Origin of the sequence: Xylanibacter rarus, from assembly GCF_001275135.1 — a bacterium.
In the GTDB taxonomy this organism is placed as follows: Bacteria; Bacteroidota; Bacteroidia; order Bacteroidales; family Bacteroidaceae; genus Prevotella; species Prevotella rara.
The window spans coordinates 79912-101400 of record NZ_LFQU01000006.1; the positions used below are offsets into that span (position 1 = coordinate 79912).

Annotated in this window: 13 protein-coding genes; 6 read left to right on the top strand and 7 right to left on the bottom strand. The window is 45.5% G+C overall.

Features of this window, described 5'->3' with window-relative positions:
- Positions 1-71: 71 nt before the first annotated feature.
- The 4 genes from ACU52_RS04925 to ACU52_RS04940 all read right to left on the bottom strand — a co-directional run bounded on the left by ACU52_RS04925 (position 72) and on the right by ACU52_RS04940 (position 9271).
- Positions 72-2351, bottom strand: a complete 2280-nt coding sequence (locus ACU52_RS04925) for a T9SS type A sorting domain-containing protein (protein ID WP_147630778.1) — start codon at positions 2349-2351, stop codon at positions 72-74.
- 18 nt (positions 2352-2369) lie between these two features.
- Positions 2370-3239, bottom strand: coding sequence for a hypothetical protein (locus ACU52_RS04930; protein ID WP_147630779.1), 870 nt, complete (start codon positions 3237-3239; stop codon positions 2370-2372).
- A 421-nt stretch (positions 3240-3660) separates the two neighbouring features.
- On the bottom strand, positions 3661-8535 hold the full coding sequence (locus tag ACU52_RS04935; protein WP_053398001.1) for a RecQ family ATP-dependent DNA helicase: 4875 nt from the start codon (positions 8533-8535) through the stop codon (positions 3661-3663).
- 400 nt (positions 8536-8935) lie between these two features.
- Positions 8936-9271: a macro domain-containing protein gene (locus tag ACU52_RS04940; RefSeq protein WP_053397967.1), complete on the bottom strand. Its 336-nt coding sequence runs from the start codon at positions 9269-9271 to the stop codon at positions 8936-8938.
- A gap of 480 nt (positions 9272-9751) precedes the next feature.
- Here ACU52_RS04940 and ACU52_RS04945 point away from each other — a divergent pair, with 480 nt between their 5' ends.
- From ACU52_RS04945 to ACU52_RS04970, 6 genes are all read left to right on the top strand, one after another.
- Complete coding sequence (locus ACU52_RS04945) at positions 9752-10063, top strand: hypothetical protein (protein ID WP_053397968.1); 312 nt, start codon at positions 9752-9754, stop codon at positions 10061-10063.
- Positions 10064-10323: 260 nt separating this feature from the next.
- A complete protein-coding gene (locus tag ACU52_RS04950; protein WP_053397969.1) occupies positions 10324-10755 on the top strand; it encodes a MarR family winged helix-turn-helix transcriptional regulator in 432 nt (143 codons plus the stop codon).
- A 256-nt stretch (positions 10756-11011) separates the two neighbouring features.
- Positions 11012-12343, top strand: a complete 1332-nt coding sequence (locus ACU52_RS04955) for a TolC family protein (protein ID WP_082335171.1) — start codon at positions 11012-11014, stop codon at positions 12341-12343.
- Between the two features lie 12 nt (positions 12344-12355).
- Positions 12356-13390, top strand: a complete 1035-nt coding sequence (locus tag ACU52_RS04960) for an HlyD family secretion protein (RefSeq protein ID WP_053397971.1) — start codon at positions 12356-12358, stop codon at positions 13388-13390.
- A gap of 5 nt (positions 13391-13395) precedes the next feature.
- Positions 13396-14988, top strand: coding sequence for an MFS transporter (locus ACU52_RS04965; RefSeq protein ID WP_147630780.1), 1593 nt, complete (start codon positions 13396-13398; stop codon positions 14986-14988).
- A 475-nt stretch (positions 14989-15463) separates the two neighbouring features.
- The gene (locus ACU52_RS04970; RefSeq protein ID WP_053398002.1) at positions 15464-16408 is read left to right on the top strand and encodes an NAD(P)H-dependent flavin oxidoreductase; all 945 of its coding nucleotides are present in this window, start codon (positions 15464-15466) and stop codon (positions 16406-16408) included.
- Between the two features lie 196 nt (positions 16409-16604).
- Here the strand turns inward: ACU52_RS04970 and ACU52_RS04975 are convergent, their stop codons facing one another.
- From ACU52_RS04975 to ACU52_RS04990, 3 genes are all read right to left on the bottom strand, one after another.
- Entirely contained in the window at positions 16605-18029 is a 1425-nt protein-coding gene (locus ACU52_RS04975; RefSeq protein ID WP_021853408.1) for an MATE family efflux transporter, read from the bottom strand.
- A 953-nt stretch (positions 18030-18982) separates the two neighbouring features.
- Entirely contained in the window at positions 18983-19618 is a 636-nt protein-coding gene (locus ACU52_RS04985) for a BamJ family beta-barrel-assembly machinery protein (protein ID WP_053397974.1), read from the bottom strand.
- Positions 19619-21160: a glycine--tRNA ligase gene (locus tag ACU52_RS04990; RefSeq protein ID WP_053397975.1), complete on the bottom strand. Its 1542-nt coding sequence runs from the start codon at positions 21158-21160 to the stop codon at positions 19619-19621. It abuts the gene before it with no gap.
- Positions 21161-21489: the final 329 nt, after the last annotated feature.

The window sequence follows — 21489 nt, forward strand, 5'->3', positions numbered from 1 at the left end:
TTATTATTGTCTTTTTATAAAAATCGGATTACGACCTTCCGCTACAGGATGGTCGTAATCCGGACAAAAGATTATCTGCATACATTAACTTTGACGTTGTTCATAGAACCGTCAGCAGCAACAGTGTGTATTATATACAATCCAACAGGAAGATTGACTGCCAAAGAATTCTGCGAGCCGTTCAGATTAAACATCTTTATCATCTTACCGCTGATATCATATACATAAACCTTCTTAAGGTTATTTTCATTAAAGTTCAAAGTAGAAGTCTTTGAATCATACCATACAGAGTTAGCACCAATATTTACATTTTCAATACTGCCTGCAATACCCCTTACAGCCATATGTATAACAGGAACCTTCCAATATGCCATCGGTGAACCGTCACTAAGGATTGATCTTGTATTTTCAAAATCATCATTGTTGAACATCTTAAACAATGCAGGATAGTCATTTCCTACCAAACCGTTCTTGACAACTGCTATACACAAGTTTTTATCTTTCTTGTATTCAAATTCTTCAGAAAGGATGAAAGACATAAAGTTTGTTCCAGGATTGATTGTTACAGATCCTTCGTAAACCTGTGTCATATCTTCAAGTGGAATAGCCTCGCTTTCAGTTTTGAAGATAGTCTTGTCCGTATTGCACATATAGATTTTTACATCTACCGGACCAAGAACAGAAGTGATTTCGTTACCAGTATATTCATATGCTATACGGCTTATACTTCCGTCAGTCTCAACATTGATCTCGTCTGCAAAATATAACGTCTGTGTCATACTTTCACCTACGATGAACGACATAGGAATTCTGGTGTCATCACCTATTGTATTTTCATCTGTAACGAGTACATTGTACGGCGGCATGCCTTCCGGCAAAACATTTACAGTATACGGTTCAGTAACATTATTACTTTCGTCGCCGTCACCCTCAATTTCAACCAAGCCAACAAGTTCTACCTGGTCTTCAACATCAGGAACATAAGTTACAGTAACCTCTGCGGTCTTGAACATTTCAACAGCAGGAACATCTGTAGTTGAACCTAAGACAACATAGTTGCCATTGTCTACACGTGCAATCTTAACTTCGTATTTGTCTGCCGTCTTATAAGAGTTGTTGTACAGTTTTACCTTACATGTATTATTTCCATTGCATACTGCATCAATAATTCCATCCAAGCTTACAGCGCTCATATCAACAGGATGAATCTCCTCTATCGTTACTTCCTGCAAGCTGAAGATATCGTCGCCTGTTACCAAAGACACGTCTATTCCATAATTGTAAACACCTGTCTCCTTAATCTCAACAATGTCTTCAAATGTCTTAACGTAGTAATATTCATCTGCAGAGTAATCCTTCTCTTCGCGAAGCACGTTTGTCATATCGCCAGCAGTCTTTCCTTGACCGACAGCAATTCTAAAGTCTTCCTTACAGCCATTAGGACCATAATAAGTCTTTATCTTTGTTGTTATTTTATACGTCTTTCCTGCTTCCAGCTTGACATCCGGTGAAATCAACCAACAGTTTTCTCTCTGATGTGTTGTTGTCATCATTCCTTCGTCTCCAGCCATAGAGCCACCGCTCCATTCCCAATCGCCAAGATTTGTCCATGCCTCTGAGAGAATCTGGTCTGTGAAATTGAATTTCACAGGAGTTGTGTATGCTGCTCCGGCTATGAACTTCTCTGTCTCTGTTGTCTCACCGACACCTGTTACGTTTGAAGTCTGTATTGTATAATAGTAGCACTGCTGATTACCTAGATTTGTATCTGTAAATGTAGTTTCAGTCTGGTCTTTAGCAATTTCAATTTCGTCAGGATAACGTATGATTGTATATTTAAGTCCCTCAGGATTTACATATCCGCCGTTCATACCATATTCTGGAGCATCCCATGTAACAGTAACACTTTCTCCATTGTTCTTCACCACAATATTTCCGACAGCTCCGGGAACATCCTCGCCTACGAAAACGCTAATGCTGTCCTTGATACCTTTTCCAAATTCATTGCACGGAACAACATAATATGTGTTTATTCCTGCATTTGGAGTTTCATCTGTCCATGACATTTCCTGTCCTTCCTTGCCTTCTGCAGGGAGAGTAGCCGCCGGTGTTTCTGAACCATCCTTATATATCTGTACTTCTTTCAGGTCTGTAAGTTCCTTTTTATTCCACTGCAATGAAGGATTCGTCCATGTCAATGTGCTTTTCATTGATCCTGTCATATCGGGAGTAGCTTTCAAATCCTGAACTTTTGCAGGTGCATTCTCATTTTCAGGCAACGTATAAGGAATATACAATCCTACGAAATCGCCCCAGAATGCTCCAAGAGCTTCCATATTACCAGTTTCCAAATTTACAGTATACAATTGCTACTTGTTATCATCTGCTCTAAGGGCAATCCAATATAAGTCACCTGTAGTGTAGTCAAATGACATTGTTCCATAATAAGCTGTAACAAACGAACTTCCGTTATAAGAAAGCTTCACTTCTTTTTTAACATCGAAGTTGTCTGTATCATATGCAATAAGCTTTGCACCTACGTTACTTTCACCTTCGTATATTGAATTCTGCACCCATAATGTACCTTCCATATCTACAGACATAGCAAAAGATATGAAATCAAAATCATGCAGTTTTGTCGGCGTACCCGTAGCTCTGTCTATTTTGTAAAGAGTTGACACCTGTGCCTGATTTTCTTTTGTTGTCTGTCCAAGAGCATACACCTCGTCTTTCACGGGGTTATATGTCATGCAATACAACGTATAGCTATGCCAGTTGTCATAAAAATCATCTCCCTGCTCGAAATTCTTAACTATATCCAGTTCTCCCGTCTCCGGTTCAACTTTTACAAAGGCATACGGATAGTCATATCCCAATGAATACTGGAAAATATAAAATGCATAATAAGCATCGCCGCCCCAGCATCCACATCTCAGACCATCAACGAATGACTGTGAACCAGGATTCCAAGTTTTTAGCTTTATAGCATTTTGAGGCTCTTTTGACCAGAACTTATACCATCCACGCTCTTGATTGTAATAATCATCTAATGTTGTTGCATACATCAGGATTCCTTTTTCTTTTTCCTCATTAGGATTCACTTTTTGCATGCCATTAGTCTGTAGTTTAGAGCTAACTCCTAATTTAAAATCAGGAAATTTTTGTCCCGTTTGCGCATGAACGGAAAACGATGTTGCTGCTACTAAAAGTAACAAAAACAAATAGTAACTTTTTTTCATAGATAAAGTTTTTGTTGTTAACAATTATTGTTTTAATAAAGATTTCAAGCCATATCAAGCTTGATTTTGTTGAGAGGATGCCGCCTGCAGGTGTGTATGCAAAGAGGACTGTGAACTTAAACAATTACCGGTTGAAATGGGAATAAAACCTATTAAAAAAGGAATTTAAAATCAACTATAAAGCAGAAACAACTCCCTAAACCTGGGTAAAGATAAATACAATATTTCAAAGCTGAAATATTTTGCCTGGTAAATCTTATTATTTTAATGTTTTTTAAATTTAACATTTATAGCATTTTTAATTGCAATATGCTATACTTTGCACATATTTATTTACAAACTGAAAAAGGCATGAATAGGCGTTTCTGCCCATTTCTCAATACGACAGCACACATAAAATCGACAAATGGGGCACACAATATCACAAAGAAAGAATCATGTCCGCCAGCAGAACAGCAGTCTCAGCTTCATCCCTCGGAGCATCCTTCGGTTTCCATGCAACAATGAATCTTACCGATGCCGACCTGACACGGTAACCTCTGCTCTCCCACTCCGCAAGCGTCTTCTGCATATTGACAGACAACTTGGCCACAGGCATGCCGGCTGCATTATACAGAAAATGATTACCGTATGTAAGCCTGTCGCCGCTACGCAAGGCAAGAACTTCGCTTTTACGGCCTTTGAAGAACTGCAGATACACATCTTTGTGAGAAAGCAGCAAGACTATCTCATCGGGCATGGCATACTGCTCTCGGTCTGTCATGTGGCAGTCTGCTCTCAGACGGTCAAAACAGTTGCCGTTGGTATAGACAAAGAGTCGCTGCTTAGCCCGCGTCATTCCTACATAATAGCGGCGCATCAGGCAGTCGTCTTTCGCATAATTGCCGGAGATAAGCATATACACATCGTCAAACTCACGGCCCTTTGCCTTGTGTATTGTCGATACAACGACATCGGCCCCTGACAGGTCGCAGAAATCTTCGACAGACGACTCAAACACGAACTCTCTGAAATCGCTGAGATATTTAGTCTTGCTGGTCTGCTCAAACAGTTCGATGCAACGCTTCAGATACACCAAACTCTTGCTACTTTCATAAAGCGAGAATGTTTTCTGTTTGGCATTTTCCCACAAATCATCCTGAATCAGCGGTGAAGTAACATGCTTGCTTATGTATTTCATGAAGTATCTCACCTCTACCATGTTCCAAAAGAGCAGGCCTTCCATCGACTGTATCAGTTTACATCTTATGCCGTTCCTGCGCAAAATGGCAACAAGCGTAACCGTTTCTTCGTTTGTCTGTGTGAGTATGCACGACGAACCTTTGCCCTTATGCGACATCAAGCAGTCCACGAGCGGCTTATACATATACAAAGAATTGCAGTGGACGACCTCTACCCTACCGTCGCTGTCTTTCATCGACTTTATAGGCGTTACCTTCATTCTCCGACTTACGTTACGCAAAAAGTCATTAGAGAAATCAACCAAATGACGCTCACTGCGGTAATTCTCCGTCATTTCTATAAAACGGCTCCCCTCTTCCTTGGTCAACTGATACATATATTTAGAGTCAGACCCGCGAAACTCATAAATGTTCTGGTCGTCATCACCAACGGCTATCACGCGCATGTCATCATTGGCATCCATAAGTGCCTTTACAAGTTTATATTCGTCGTCACTCATGTCCTGTGCCTCGTCAATAACAAGCACCGTCTTGCCTATCTTTGACGGCTCCACCTCACCGTCAACAATCATCTGAGCCGCTCGCCCAACAACATTGTCCACATCGTCAAGATTGCCGATACGTCCTAACAAGTCAAAGCAATAAGAATGGAATGTCTTTATCTCCACAAAGTGGGCTGCGTTGCCAATTAGCAGCATCAGCCGCTGCTTAAATTCTGTCGCCGCAGCCCTCGAGAACGTCAGCATCAAGAGCTGCTCATGCTTCACATCTTCAAGCAACAGAAGCGATGCCAGCTTATGAACGAGCACACGTGTCTTGCCGCTGCCCGGACCGGCAGCCACGACAATACAGCGCGACTCTTTATCAGAGATAATTTCCATCTGCCGCTCCGACAGCTGTCCGAAAAGTTGCTTGTATTTCTTTGGCGTAAGATTGCGCTGCAGATCGTTAACTCTCTCACCCTTGAAATATTTTGATATAAACTTTTTATAATCCATCCGGAAATAGTCGCTGACATACTGCAGAGCCGTGTTATAGTCTTTCACCATCAGGTTAGCATATTCGCCGACGATATGCACCTGCTGTATCTTCTGCTTGTAAAACTCATTGAGCATGCGGTAATCTTCCTGTTTGAACCTCGATTTGGTGTCCTTTATTCTTTGTATGTTCATCGCATTATAAAGAACAAGAAATCCTCCTTCAAGCTTGAGCGCGCCTATCCTCGACAGATACAGCAGAGCCTCTTCCACGTCATCTAGCTTTACATTATCTAACTCGGTGAAAAACGACTTTTGTTTTTGCTTTATATAATTAAGGAGTCCCACAACAGAGAACATAACCGGTTTGCTGCCCGACTTGTCGCCGTCTTTATCATCCACCTGTCCGTAAAGCCATTCTATCGCAACCTGGCATATCTCCATACGCTTTTCAAGACGCTTAATGGTCGACTCCATATCGCCCACACGCCTCAACTCCATGTTATGCTGTGCGTCCTCCTTCTTGCGCACATATCCTTTCACTGTCAGAAAATAAAGTAAGGTGCGTATGTCTTTCTCTTTAGACGTGGTTATTCCATAGTTTAAGGCATTGTCGTTAAACTGCTTGCACGATATGCGCAGCGGTTCATCGGGCAGACTACTCAATATGTATTTCTCAAGTTTCTCAAATCTCGTCAGCAGCAACATTGCCTTACGCTCAGAGTCGCCTGCGTCAAGCAGGTATGCCGAGATGTCCCTGCTGTCGGCCAAGATTCCCGCCTGCCGCATACGCTCAACAGCAGACACCACTTCGCTCTTGCTCAGTCCTAATATGTCTGCCAGATAGTCAATGCGCGACTCTCCCTCAGCGTCTCCGGCCTTGGCTATGTTCTTCTGCGAAATCAGCGACTTTATTATTCTCACGGCTGTCTCGGTTTCGTCGCTGCCGAACAATACCGATGATGTTATGCGCTCTCTTGCCTCGTCCATGTTTTTCACGGTGATGCCTGTAGCATAAACATGCGGCACATTGTTGCCCCTTATCAGATATCCGCTCTGTTCAAGCGTGGCGAGTGCCGTGCGCACGCGTGTTTCTATATCATATACCGAATCATCCCATCCGGCGCAACGAGCTATCTCCAATGCCGAACAGCTGACTTTCGTGCGGAGTTTGGTAAGATTCTTCACGGCTCTCCACACCTGCTGGATTTCGCTGATGCTCAACTTTGTCTGATTAAGCAATATGAAATGCTTGTCCAAGTCGTTGTCATTATACAGCACGTAGCAGCGTGCCGTCAGTTCGGGGTCGCGCCCAGCCCTGCCGGCTTCCTGAACATAATTTTCAAGCGAGTCGGATATGTCGTAATGCACGACAAGCCCCACATCTTTCTTGTCAACTCCCATTCCGAAAGCCGAAGTTGCCACTATTATGCGCACCCTGCCGCTCATAAAGGCATCCTGATTGCTTATCTTCTCATCGGCATCCATCTTGCCGTAGAAAGGCAAAGCCTTCAGTCCGTCGGAAGTCAGCTTGCGCGCAAGATCGACAGTGCGCTTTGTGCGCGACACATATACTATCGCGGGACAGTTGAATTCAGACACCAGCGACCTGAGCTTCAGATACTTGTCATTGTCGGTTTCGGCATATATAACCGAATAGCGCAGATTGGTTCTTGAGGCATTAGAGGCAAAAAGTTCAAGATTGATGTTCAGCGTCTTGCTGAAATAATCGCAGATGTCCTGTATCACTTTCTGCTTTGCCGTCGCAGTAAAGCACGACACGGGTATAGGCGTCTTGCACCTTTTTCTTTTCTGATATTCGCTGATAAACTTGCCTATGTAGAGATAGTCAACCCTGAAGTCCTGCCCCCATGAAGAGAAGCAGTGGGCCTCATCAATGACAAACCTCACCACATTGCGCGCTGTCAATATCTTTTCGATTGTCTTCGACCTCAGAGTCTCGGGGGAAATATACAAGAGTGACGCGTCGCCGTCCTGCACTCTTTTTATTGCCAGCGAGCGCGATATAGGGTCAAGCAGTCCGTTAATGGTAACGGCGTCAGTTATGCCACGGTCAGCAAGATTGTCCACCTGGTCTTTCATCAGCGACTGCAAAGGCGAAATTACAACGGTCAGTCCGTGAACGGAACGGCCCTGCATCAGTGCCGGCAACTGAAACGTAAGCGACTTGCCTCCGCCTGTAGGAAATATGGCAAGCAGCGACTTGCCGTCTATCGCAGCCTTGGCAGCCTGCTCCTGAAGCGGCACTCCGTCGTAAGTGCGAAAGCCGTCGTATCCGAAGAAAGTCTTCAGGTTATATCTCACGTTGAGCTTTGTGTTGCAGTAGTCGCATCCTTCGCTGCAGCTTGTCTCACGCAGCAACTTCATGACAAACTCAACGGCAGGATAATTCTTAAGCACCCAGCCGGGAGTAACCGAACGATGGTCTGTTGTATCTATAAGTGCCAGCGCATATGCCAGTTCACATGGATACTGTCTTATCATCATGTCTAAGTCTGCATTGCCGCAAATCATTCCTTTATATATGCTGCGCACAAGGTCTGCCGGTCTGTCGTCAAGAACCATTATACCTACCATCTTGAAAAATCCTTCAAACTCACGTTTATCTTTCAATAACGACGCAAACAGCATGCGCTTTTCGTCGGGCTGCGAATTCCATTGTGCCACTTCGTCCATCAGCAAGTCTCTTGCCTTCTCGCAGTCGTTCACGGGATTGTTCATCTGATCGCTCACCAGCTTGTCGTCTTTTACAAGTCTGTGATACGGACGCTCGGGAAAAAGCAACGGCGAAACATAGAGCGTGTCTACCAAAATCCATGGGCACGGCTCGTCTTCAAACAGATATTTTATGTCATGGTGTATGATGTTATGGCCGCACAGATAATCGACATCTTTCAGAAAACCGAGCAGTTCGCTTTTGGATGACTTATGAAACACGCCACCGTCATGGCGCAGCGCACCAATGTCATGCACCTTATGGTCACTAAGCCCAATCTCAGTATCTATCACGGCATAACGCGGAGCATTATTATATGTTTCGGATGCAGTTTTTTGACTGAAGATTCCATTCTTATCCTCAGCCTTAATTCCCCGTATTAGTCTTTCCCATATTTTCATGCTTCCCAACCGTAAAAAATTTGTCAACGGTGCAGTCTGACGGCATCATCAATATGCCTCTATCTGCAAATATCCAATTATCAAGGTTACACTTATCAGATTGCAAGACTTGCAATAATTCTTTACAAAAATACAAAAAACTATTTTATTCACATTAATTCAACAAGATTTTATTCGAATTAATGCTACCAACGCAAATTAACTCAAGCTGCAGCAATAACAGCTAATAATCCTTGTTATAAAAATCTATGCGAATAAAAATCAACGGAAAAACATGTTGCGTTATCTGAATTTACCAAACATCATACTGCCATATCCTGCCTTTCGAGAAACAAGATATGGCAGTATTATTTATAGAAGAAAGATGCTTTATTGGTAATTTCCGAATCAATTATGCAACCTATTGCTCATTCTCCCCTTGGTAAGCCTCAACCACATATAAATCAACCATAGGATAACTACTTGCCACATGCTCGATACATCTCTTCACGTCATCCCACTTTAAGCCTCCTAATCCGGCACCTATCGCCGGCATGGCTATTGCCTTAACATCATTACAGACGGCCAAGTAAAGCATTCTGTCTAACGACCCTTCAATATACTCAATTTCAGTCCGGGTACGCCATGTAACCTGAGTTCCGAGATTATATATGTGTCCGCTGCCATAATCATAGTCGAACACATCTCCGGGACAAAATTCTCCTTCTTTACACAACTGCTTATACTTAACATACATATCAGGAAATTTAAAGCACAGAAAGCATGGCTAAAATGTTCACGCTTATTTCCTAAAAATAACTCTATGACTTACGCATAAAAAGTGGCCGAGTTTTGAGTGAAAAGTGGCCGAGTTACGGGTCGTAAACAGGCCACTAACAGTTTGAAAGTGAATATGCATTGTTTTGTTACACAAACATTATATAAAAAGAACGAAAATGTTAACCTTAAACATAATAAGCCAAAAATGTTACGATTTTCACGCACTTTTTTCTTTATGATGAAATTCTGGGCTCGAAATGGCGCAAAAAGGATAAGGAGAAAGCTGTAAGATGATGTATTGAACGACGGTAAAAACCGACATACGGACATTACTTTCGGCAGGCAAAAAAAGCCATAATAAGAAGATGCTTTGCCATAAAGCATGATTATGTTTTTTTACTAAAAAAATCAGAAAGCAATCAGGATTTATTCTATCTTTGCAAAAAAGCACAAAATTATGAAGAAACTCTATTTAATAACATTAATCTTCAACGTCTGCATCCTATCTGCTGCAGCACAAACGTCAGCTAAACAGAATGCACAACAACCTGCTGACTCTATAAAAATAACAACGGGCAATGCCAGAATGACGACGATAAGAAATGTTCATCTTGGCAAGAAGGATTCTACGATGCATAAACTAAAGGTGTATAAAATTGACAACAATGCCATAAAGACACCTAAATATGACGCATTCAAGGAGAGCATGAAGAGAAAGCCACAGGCCGTTGACTTGCTAAGAGACATTGCCGGACACATTATTAAATAATAGACAAACGCAGAATTAAATAACCGGTATACGCCGAAACATCAACATCAGGGATAAGCCAACAACAGAATATGATGGCATAAAGCGTCGGCGCAAGACTCTTACAGATGATAAAATCCAAAGAAACATGCCATGTGCCTATGAGCCGTTCTTGACTTAAGGCATGAAACATGGACATGAAAGAATTATTTAACACAAAAATTAGTACGCAATAGCAACTAATTCAAAATATAATATTACCTTTGCAAAAAATTTAAATTATGCCAAAGGAACTGTTAGGAACAACAATAGGAAAACTGCGCAACAAGCTGCACCGCCTGATGAAACAGCGATATGCTGCCGAGGCAAGCATAAAACTTACCGTTGAAGAGTTTATACTCTTGACAATGATAAGGGCTAAGACCGACCAGATTCTGCAAAACATTGCCATAGCAACAGGCAAGAACAAGTCGGTTGTGATGCGCATGATAGACTCGCTCGAGAAGAAAGGTCTCGTGAAACGCACCGTAAACCCGGAGGACAGACGCGAGAATCTGCTCAGCACCACAGACATGGGTGAACAGGTTGTTGCCGAATACCACAAAATTGAGAAGAAGCTGTCTTACGAATTACTGAAGGGCATACCCGACGAAAAGGTAGAGGTCTTCTTTGAAGTAGTAGAGGAAATATCAAGGCGCACAAACAGTCTTTAACGCGATAAAGGCTGACTATCAGGAAAATAAAGCTCACATCAGCCGTTATATCTCAAATTCAGTCATCCCGAAGTTTAAGTCGTCCACATTGCCAGGACCGCAGAAACACCAAGGCATTCCATGCTTTAACCTGCGGCACAAAAGGCAACGAAGACAGTAACATAAAAGGTGACCGAAACATAACCTTATGTTTGAGCTTATTATTTTATAGATATAGTTGCTATTGTAAACTATTTATATTATCAATAAAAATCAGATGAAGAATATAATTAAAAATGTTATTACGTGCCTGTTGTTGATTTGCCCGGTATCATTACACGCACAGCAGACAGCACGCATCATGAGTTTGAATGAATTATTCTCACTGGCCGACACGCAGAGCAAGACGATAAAGATTTACGAGTCGGTTGTAAGCGGTGCCGAGAAGGACATCTCGGTGGCAAAGAATGCCTATCTGCCCAGCGTGGAGTTCTCGGCATCGGCAACGTTCAACGGCAACGCATGGGTGGCCGACCGCGACTTTTCAAACGGACATTCATTTTCATCGCCTCATTTTGGCAACAACTTCGCAATAGAGGCCTCGCAGGTGGTGTTTGCCGGAGGCGCAATCCACTATAACATAAAGGCTCTGGAGATACAAAAGAGAATAAGGGAGTGGGAACTTGCCTCGCACAAGCAGGACGTTTACTTCCTGCTGACAGGCTATTATCTCGACTTGTATAAATACCGCAATCTGCTCACTGTGTATGACAGAAACATGGAACAGACGCGCCAGGTGATACGAGACATGCATGCACGCGAAGCTGCCGGAGTGGCACTGAACAACGATATCACGCGATATGAGGTGCAGTATCAGAATCTGCAATATAAGCGCACTGAGCTTGTAAGTTCGATAAACATCTGTAACGACAAACTGGTAACGATGCTCGAACTGCCTAAGGACACGGAGATATTGCCCGACACGACACTCCTGTCGAGTAACATGCCGAAACCCGGCGAAGCCGAATTTCAGGACATAGCCTACAAGAATTCGCCTATACTAAACAAAAACAGACTTGCGCTCGACATGCTCAGCAAGAAGGAGAAAGTGATAAAATCGGGCTACATGCCGCAGATAAGCATCATAGCCGGCGACAACCTGAAAGGCCCTATTACCTACGAAATACCTACATTGGACAACAACATCAACACATGGTATGTAGGCGTGGGACTTAAATTCAACATAGGCAACATATACAAGCTGCCAAAAGACTTGTCGCGCCTGCGCTCTTCAGTGGAGCAGTCGCACAACGAACTTGCGTCGGCCGAAGAAAACGTGTCGCTGGACGTAAACGCTGCATATACAAGATATCTCGACTCGTTTGAACTTCTGAAGACACAGGAAAAGAGCCTTCAGCTTGCACGCGAGAACTATGACGTGATAGCCAACCGCTATGCCAACGACCTTGTGCTCGTGACCGACCTCGTAGACGCCGACAACCTCAGACTGTCGGCAGAAGTTCAGTATGTCAACGCACAGATAAACGTAATATACAATTATTACAAGCTCATTTACTCAACCGGTTCACTGAATACGATAATTAAATAACCAAAAATAATTATGAACAGAAAAAACAAAAAGATATTGCGCAACATCATCGTAATCGCAATAATTCTGAGCGGACTGACATGGGTCTGCTCAAAGTTCATACACTTCGGCAATGTTGAATACACCGACAATGCCCAGATAAGACGAAACATCATACCTATAAACTCACGCGTGCAGGGCTTCATACAGAAGGTATGCTTCGATGATTTCCAGTTTGTACACAAAGGAGACACTCTCGTAATCATCGAAAACTCTGAATATAAGCTGAAAGTAGAACAGGCAAAGGCCAACTATCAGAAAACCCTCATGGAGAACACGGCCATGGGAACGGCAATATCTACCACGGCAAACAACCTTTCGGTTTCTGACGCAAGCATAGAGGAACTAAGAATAAGGATGAACCAGACCGAAACAGACTACCAAAGATATAAGCAGCTGTATGCACAAAAGGCCGTTACACGTCAGCAATATGACAACGCAAAGGCCGACTATGAGGCTACGAAGGCCAAATATGACATGCTCGTGAGACAAAAGAAGAGTACATCGCTCGTAAAAGACGAACAGACACAGCGCCTTGAGCAGAACCAGACAAACATAGACGTGGCCAAGGCAGCCAAAAACCTAGCCGAACTGAATCTGTCGTACACCGTGATTGTTGCCCCGTGCGACGGCTACACCTCACGCAAGGCCCTGCAGGAAGGACAGTTTATCCAGCCCGGACAGACTCTGCTGTCTATAGTTGAATACGACAACGTGTGGATTATAGCCAACTATAAGGAAACACAGACAGCCAACATACGCGAAGGCATGCCCGTAAGCATAAAGGTGGACGCCGTGCCGGGCGTTGAATATCACGGCAAGGTAGGCAAGCTGGCCAACGCCACAGGCGCACAGTATTCGATTATACCGCAGGACAACTCTGCCGGAAACTTTGTAAAGATTGAACAGCGCGTTCCAATAAAGATTGTGTTCACAAAGGAGAACAGCAAGGAAGCAATAGAGCGCCTGCGCTCGGGAATGAACGTAGAATGTGAGGTTAAATACTAAAGCCTATGCCAGCACCTTCACCACAAGAAGTAGCAGCCGCAAGGCGCATAATGGTATGGAAAGACTTTGTGCCCCAGTTTCTGCGCTTTCCGCTGATAATATTTATAATTGTTGTCTACATGTTCTCCGGCGGCATATACATGTCGGCCGTGGCCGAAATGACGGGAACATGGGGCTGGATCAACGAAGACGTAATGATGGCAGGCTATGCCTCAATGACGGGACTTACAATGGCCTTTCCGCTGCTGTTCAGGATACTGTTCAGATTCACAACGCGCGACGTTCTCCTGTTCTCTGGTGCAGTGTTTATCATATGCGACTACATCTGTATGATATGCGACTTTCTCCCGCTTGTTGTTGCCCTGTCATTCATTAGCGGTTTCTTTAGAATTGTAAGCACTTTTGTATGTTGGAGCAGCATCCAGCTGAAGATTACGCCAAAAAGAGACTTTGCGGTGTTCTTTCCATTCCTGTTCACGTTTGTACTCGGCAGCGTGCAGCTTGTCAACGTTGCCACAGGATACAGCATTTATGCATTCGACTGGCAGGCCATGCACCGCATAACCATTGGTGCATTCATACTTGTTTTCGCGCTGGTTTATTTCTGCATGCGCAGCAAGTTCCGTCAGGGTCCCTACATCCCGTTCAAGGGCATCGACTATCTCGGCGGAATAATGTGGACACTGTGGCTGTTCTGCATCATATTCATCTGCGTATACGGCGAACACTACGACTGGCTTGACGGCGAACCAATCCGCATAGCCATAGCGTTTGCTGTTATTCTGCTGCTGATGTGTCTGCAACGCGCTGCCACAATCAGGCATCCTTACATAAACATAAGGACGTTTTCGCAACACAACATGCTCTATATATTCATCCTGTTCGGGTGTATGACGCTGATGTCTGCCACGGCTACATCCACCCAGAACATATTTACCAGTTCGATTCTTGGATACGACGCACGCCACAATGCCGACCTCAACTGGGGCATAACGGCAGGAATAGCCGTAGGCACGGGCTTTTTCTTCATGGCTCTGACGAAGTGGAAATGGCGCATTAAGGACATCGTCTTAACCGGGTTCGTTTCTTTTCTGCTTTACCAGACGATGCTGTATTTCCTTATCGACCCTTCAACGGAGAAATACATGCTGTATCTGCCCATGCTGCTTAAGGGCGCCGGAGTGAGCATTGTGTACACATCGCTCACCTACGCCCTTGCCGGCTGCGTCACGTTTGAGTATTATTTCGAGGCCATGTGCGTCATCGGATTTATCCGAACGAGCTTCGGCGGACCGCTCAGTTCGGCCATAATGACCAGGATTTTCAACAACGTCAAACAGGCAAACACAGCCAATCTGGGCAGCTACATCGACCCGATGTACTACAACTGCGAATCGTTTCAGACTCTATACAGCGAGTTTCAGCGACAGATGCTCATGGTTAGCCTTAAAGAGGTCTACGGATGGGCCGTGATAATGGCCGTGATAATCCTGCTCGCCATACTGCTGTCTGACTATCGCGTACACCTTGGCGCAAGGGCAAGTCAGATGCTCAGGCTGTCACAAATATGGAGGCAAGTGCGCCACAAGTCTGACTAAGGTGCAAAAGCATAGCGGCACGGAGCCTTACGGACGGCAGCACAAGACACGGCAAATAAGCCGTCTGCCGGATATTTCTGCCACAAATTACAGGCATGCTCTGAAAATGTCCGAAAAACCGTAACTTTTTCGCCATATATAGTTAAAGATTAAGCATTGGCAACGTCAATAAGCATTATATATTAAGAAAACATCGCAGGTTTAGTTTCAAACCGTTAGTGGGCCGTTTACGACCTGTAAACGGCCCACTTTTCATGCAAAAGTGGGCCACTTTTTATCCACAAACGGCATACTAATTTCAGACTAAATGCAAGTTGATGAAACAAGGGAGACACAACAAGCGGCAAGGCACACTGCACTATAAATGAAACAAGGACACCGGACACCTAAAAAATAACGGCAAACACACAAGAATATCGCTGCAAAATCTTATCTTTGCAGCGATATTTTTATTTTACAAAAACAGAAAATGCTTATGAAAAATAACAGAATAACCGAACTTTTCGGCATTGAATATCCCGTAGTTCAGGGCGGTATGGTGTGGTGCAGCGGCTGGCGACTGGCTTCTGCCGTGAGCAATGCGGGCGGTCTGGGACTGCTCGGAGCCGGATCAATGCACCCGGAGACACTGCTTGAGCACATAAACAAGATGAAAGCTGCAACCGACAAGCCGTGGGGCGTGAACGTTCCGCTGATGTATCCCGAGATAGACAGACTCATGAAGATGATAATAGACGAGGGCGTAAAGGTTGTGTTCACGTCGGCAGGCAGTCCGAAGAAGTTCACCCCGATGCTGCACGAAGCCGGAATAAAGGTGGCTCACGTAGTGTCGAGCAGCAAGTTTGCCGCAAAATGCGAAGAGGCAGGCGTCGACGCTATCGTTGCCGAAGGCTTTGAGGCAGGCGGACACAACGGACGCGAAGAGACAACCACGATGACTCTGATACCGCAGGTGCGCAAGGCAACCACAAAGCCGCTCATTGCCGCAGGCGGAATAGCATCGGGCGAGGCTATGCTCGCAGCCATGGCTCTCGGCGCAGAGGGCATACAGGCCGGCACACTGTTCGCACTCACCGAGGAGAGTTCGGCGTCTGAAGAGTTTAAGAAGAGATGCACAGAACTTGCCGAAGGCGACACCATGCTGTGCCTAAAGAAGATTGCCCCCACCCGACTCATCAAGAATGCCCTATACACCAAGCTGGCCGAAGCTGAAGACAAGGGAGCCACAGCCGACGAACTGCGCGAGATTCTCGGCAGGGCAGCATCAAAACGAGGCATATTTGAGGGCGACATGGAGAGCGGCGAACTGGAGATAGGTCAGATTGTCTCAGCGATAAAGACGATAAAGCCTGTGAGCGAGGTGATGAAAGAACTTATCAGCGGCTTTGAAAAGGCAAAGGAAAGAGTTGCACTTCTGTAAGCCTCAACGCTTGTTTATCATCATTTTTCGGCAGAATAAAATGATTCTGCCGAAAATATTATACCTGTAAAACAATTCGTCATCCGCAACATCCTTATAAAGCGGCAACAAAAGTCTGCCGCATGATGTTACGGATGACGAATAAAATTATCAAACAATATCACGACGGACATCCGTCAGACATCACATATACATCTTATCCTAGCTTTACTTTGAGCCATCGTCCGCTGAACAGGCGCCATAAGAATATTGCACCGCGGAACGTAAGCTCTATGGCCATCGCCATCCATACGCCGCGCAAGCCGTAGATAGGCGCAAGATAGGCCGCAAGAGTAAGGCGCACGAGCCACATGCTGGCAAGGTTCATGCAGGCAGGAACAAGCGTGTCGCCTGCACCGAGGCATACGCTGTAAGCCACTATCGAGGCGGCAAACATCGGCTCGGCAAAGGCCTCAATGCGCAAGGCACCGATGCCCAGCTGGCGAATTTCTTCCACAGGCGTCATTATTCCAATCATCTGCGGTGCCGTGATATACATCACGACGCTGATGGCCGCCATGACAATCATGCCAAGGAATACGGTGCGGTAGGCAAAGCTGCGCGCCAGGCGCGGCTGACCTGCACCGATGCTCTGCCCCACAAGTGTGGTGGCAGCCTCGCCGATGCCGTATCCCGGCATATAACAAAGGCTCTCGGCAGCTATGGCAAACGTGTTGGCGGCTATGGCAAAGTTGCCAAGCGGGGCAACAATCATCGTACTTACAATCTGCGCACCACTCATCATAATATACTGTGCGCCCATCGGCGTGCTTATCTTTGCCGCGTTGCGCAGATAGTCCCACAGCGGCGCAAAGGTCCATTTCTCCTTTTTCAGCATCAGTTCCGACGACCTGAGCGTTGCAAACCATATCAGCATCACACCCGTAACGATGTATGCAAGAGCCGTTCCAAGGGCAGCTCCGGCCACGCCCATGCCCATTCCGGGCATCAGTATGTCGTAGCCAAGCACGGAGACGTGACGCGTGCTGAATATAAGGAAATAGTTGAACACCACGTCCAGAAGACACATCAGCACGCTGACAGCACTGGGCACGCGCATGTTTCCCGAACTCTTAAGCATGCTCGACGACAGTATTCCAAGCTGATATACGGGCAGCGACATGCAGAATATGGCGAAATAGCGCGACGCGTCGGGAGCGATATCGGCTCCTCCGCCAAGCCACAGGGGCAACGGACCGGCTATGACAAGGCATATGGCGGTAAGGATGAGCGTGAAGAGCGCCGTGGCCATTATGCCCTGACGGAACACCTGGCGCGCCTTTACAAAGTCGTTGGCACCGATAAAGTGGGCAGCCTGCACCGAGAAGCCCATGGCAGCGGCCGATGTAAGACCGCCAAAGAGCCACGTAGTTGACTGTACTATACCTATCGACGCCGAAGCCTTGGCACCAAGCGAGCCAACCATCGACGCATCGATATATACCATCAGGGTGTTTGTCAGCTGTGCCAGAATGGACGGCACGCTGAGCTGGGCTATCAGATTGAGCATCTGACTGCCGTTCATCGTCTGGCCGTTGCGTATCATGGCCAGCAAGTCTTTTCCTTTATTAGCTGAAAACATCGTGCGAAATTACTACTTTTAAGATGAATAAACAAATTACGCGGACAAAAAACACGCGGAAATCTTTTATTAAAGACTTCCGCGCACATTATTCAGTTAATTCAATTTTCTCAAAAAAATGGAGGCTCATGCAATTCTTTTATGCTTTCCCTTACCCCCAATACCTGTTGCTGTATTCACAGCAAACAGGGTTAACATCCGTTACCTTAAACAATCTTTTTATTTACCTTAATTACCTATGAAAACTTTTTCATGCCTCGCGGCATCTTTGTTATCCTTTACCAAAACAATCTTTCTCTTTACCTTAGCTTTATACCTATGAATTATTAATACCTATTGTTTTGTTTTGACGATGCAAAGATACTGCTGTTTGCGCACACAACCAAACATTTCAAGCATTTTATGCATCAAAACGCATGTTTTTTGACATAAATCAAAATCAGTATATGGGATGTTGATTTTTACATATTATTTGATTACACAAAACGCCACGCTGCGTCAGCACTGCCATGCCGCAACACACATGCGGACAAGAAAGGCAAGGCACGGCAGGACATTGCAATACATAAAGCAGGAAAAGAAAAAGCATGAGAACAAAACGCAAAGACATATACATAATGAAATAAAGGCGCATACATAATAAATTCAAGGTATAGGCATAACCATCGAACATACCAACGTTTACCAACCGTGTATGTTTACATAATAGATTTATGGTGCATGTATAACTGTTGAACGCACAAACGCTTACCAACCGTGTATGTTTACATAATAGATTTAAGGTGAATGTATAACAGTAGAACGCACAAACGCTACCGACCATACGTGTTTACATTACAAATTTAAGGTGCATGCATAATAAAATTAAGGCATATACATATATAATATAATGTAAAAGGGACGGAAGCGGCATAATGCCGTCCGTCCCCAAGAACATTATCTTTACGTAAGTGTTATTCTGTTATCCACTTGCCTTTCTTGGCATACCACGGGTCTGGCGTAACTCCCGGACGATAATATGCCACGAGGGCTATATCGAACACCAGCGTGCTGTAAGCCGGAATACCGGTGCTTCCGGTTGATCCGTAGCCCAGCTGATAAGGGATATAAACGCGCCAGCGGTCGCCTATGTGCATATACTGCAGCGCTGTGGTGAAGCCGTCTATAAGGCCGCCAACATACAGCTGGCGAGGAAGAGCTGTCTGAGGGTTGAACTCTCCCTCATAGCTCTCGTCGAACACATATCCCTCGGAATAAGAAGTTGAGGGCAGGAGGCGTCCGCGATAATGCACCAACACAGAGTCGGTGAACATTGGGCATCCGCTGCCCGTTCCTTTCTCGAGAACCTCTACCACGATGTGATCGGCATATCCGGCCGGTATGGTGTCCTCAAGCGAGTAGTTTCTGATAATCTTCCAGCTGCCGTCCTCAATGCCCATAGCCTTCTCGTAGATATTGTCAAAATAGGCTTCGTTGCGGTTCTTCCAGTCGGGAAATTCCTCAACGGTGTCTTCGTTCTCGCTGCAGGCCATGAAGCACAGCGGTGCAATAAGCAGCATCAGAAGGGCAAAAATATTGTACTTCTTCATTTACTGTATCTTTTTAAGAAGACTTGCAATGCTTACCTTATCCTCAATAATGCCGTTGAGCTCGTCGATGCTGACTCTCTCCTGCTCCATTGTGTCGCGGAAGCGCAGCGTAACGGTGTTGTCCTTCAGCGTGTCGTGGTCAACGGTTACACAGTAAGGCGTACCTATTGCGTCCTGACGGCGGTAGCGCTTGCCGATAGAGTCTTTCTCGTCGTACTGGCAGTTGAAGTGGAACTTCAGGTTGTTTATTATCTCGCGTGCCTTCTCGGGCAGTCCGTCTTTCTTTACAAGAGGCATCACGCAGAGCTTGACAGGAGCCAGGGCTGCGGGCAACTTGAGCACAACGCGTGTCTCGCCGTTCTCGAGTTTCTCCTCGCAGTAAGAGTGGCACATGATTGAGAGGAACATACGGTCAACGCCGATAGACGTCTCGATGTCATACGGAGTGTAGCTCTCGTTGGTCTGCGGGTCGAAGTATTTGATTGAGCGGCCTGAGAACTTCTCATGCTGCGACAGGTCGAAGTCGGTGCGGCTGTGTATACCCTCAACCTCCTTGAATCCGAACGGCATACGGAACTCGATGTCGGTAGCGGCGTTTGCATAGTGGGCCAGCTTCTCGTGGTCGTGGAAACGATAGTTCTCTGCGCCGAAGCCGAGGGCCTGATGCCACTTCATACGTGTCTCCTTCCACTTCTGGAACCACTCAATCTCTGTTCCGGGCTTAACGAAGAACTGCATCTCCATCTGCTCGAACTCGCGCATACGGAAGATAAACTGGCGGGCAACAATCTCGTTGCGGAAGGCCTTGCCTATCTGTGCTATGCCGAAAGGTATCTTCATGCGGCCTGTCTTCTGCACGTTAAGGTAGTTTACGAATATACCCTGTGCTGTCTCGGGGCGCAGATAAATCTTGCTTGCGCTGTCGGCTGTAGAGCCCATCTCGGTTGAGAACATGAGGTTAAACTGGCGCACGTCGGTCCAGTTCTTTGTTCCGCTGATCGGGTCGACGATGCCTTCGTCGAGTATTATCTGCTTCAGCTCGTTGAGGTCCATGGCGTTCATAGCCTCGCTGTAGCGCTCGTGCAGGGCGTCGCGCTTCTTCTGGTTGTCGAGCACGCGTGGGTTGGTCTCGCGGAACTTAGCCTCGTCGAAAGCCTCGCCAAACTTCTTGCGGGCCTTCTCCACTTCCTTGTTTATCTTTTCCTCGTATTTTGCTATCTGGTCTTCAATAAGCACGTCGGCGCGGTAGCGCTTCTTTGAGTCGCGGTTGTCGATGAGCGGGTCGTTGAATGCGTCAACGTGTCCCGATGCCTTCCATATCGTTGGGTGCATAAAGATGGCCGAGTCGATGCCCACGATGTTCTCGTGAAGCAGCACCATGCTCTTCCACCAGTATTCCTTAATATTGTTTTTCAGTTCAACACCGTTCTGTCCGTAGTCGTAAACTGCGGCCAAGCCGTCATAGATGTCGCTGCTCGGGAACACGAATCCGTACTCCTTGCAGTGAGACACTATTTTCTTAAAAACATCTTCTTGTGCCATTGTTGTTTATTTACCTTAAATTTTTATTTCACAGAAAAGCCCTCTCTGAGGGCAACAAAAAGTTATCGTATAAACACTTTTGCGTGCAAAGATAATGCAAAGCTACCGAAACACAAAACTTTTTCACACACATTATTATATTTATTTCGTCCTTGGCCCGTGCCGGCGGATGCCTGCCGCCATGCGGCGCGTTATGTTTATTTAACACGGAGACGGCTGCCGGTTTTTCGTTTTTCTTGACAATATAAATTTGTGAAATAGAAAACTTACGCCGAGAGATATGGGTTCGCGGACGGCATAAACGCCATGAAACGACCAAAAACCGGCAT

Bases quoted from the DNA above. Each gene is read 5' to 3' on its own strand.
- ACU52_RS04930 (WP_147630779.1), bottom strand. From the start codon at position 3,239: ATGAAAAAAAGTTACTATTTGTTTTTGTTACTTTTAGTAGCAGCAACA.
- ACU52_RS04935 (WP_053398001.1), bottom strand. From the start codon at position 8,535: ATGAAAATATGGGAAAGACTAATACGGGGAATTAAGGCTGAGGATAAG.
- ACU52_RS04940 (WP_053397967.1), bottom strand. From the start codon at position 9,271: ATGTATGTTAAGTATAAGCAGTTGTGTAAAGAAGGAGAATTTTGTCCC.
- ACU52_RS04945 (WP_053397968.1), top strand. From the start codon at position 9,752: ATGAAGAAACTCTATTTAATAACATTAATCTTCAACGTCTGCATCCTA.
- ACU52_RS04950 (WP_053397969.1), top strand. From the start codon at position 10,324: ATGCCAAAGGAACTGTTAGGAACAACAATAGGAAAACTGCGCAACAAG.
- ACU52_RS04955 (WP_082335171.1), top strand. From the start codon at position 11,012: ATGAAGAATATAATTAAAAATGTTATTACGTGCCTGTTGTTGATTTGC.
- ACU52_RS04960 (WP_053397971.1), top strand. From the start codon at position 12,356: ATGAACAGAAAAAACAAAAAGATATTGCGCAACATCATCGTAATCGCA.
- ACU52_RS04965 (WP_147630780.1), top strand. From the start codon at position 13,396: ATGCCAGCACCTTCACCACAAGAAGTAGCAGCCGCAAGGCGCATAATG.
- ACU52_RS04970 (WP_053398002.1), top strand. From the start codon at position 15,464: ATGAAAAATAACAGAATAACCGAACTTTTCGGCATTGAATATCCCGTA.
- ACU52_RS04975 (WP_021853408.1), bottom strand. From the start codon at position 18,029: ATGTTTTCAGCTAATAAAGGAAAAGACTTGCTGGCCATGATACGCAAC.
- ACU52_RS04985 (WP_053397974.1), bottom strand. From the start codon at position 19,618: ATGAAGAAGTACAATATTTTTGCCCTTCTGATGCTGCTTATTGCACCG.
- ACU52_RS04990 (WP_053397975.1), bottom strand. From the start codon at position 21,160: ATGGCACAAGAAGATGTTTTTAAGAAAATAGTGTCTCACTGCAAGGAG.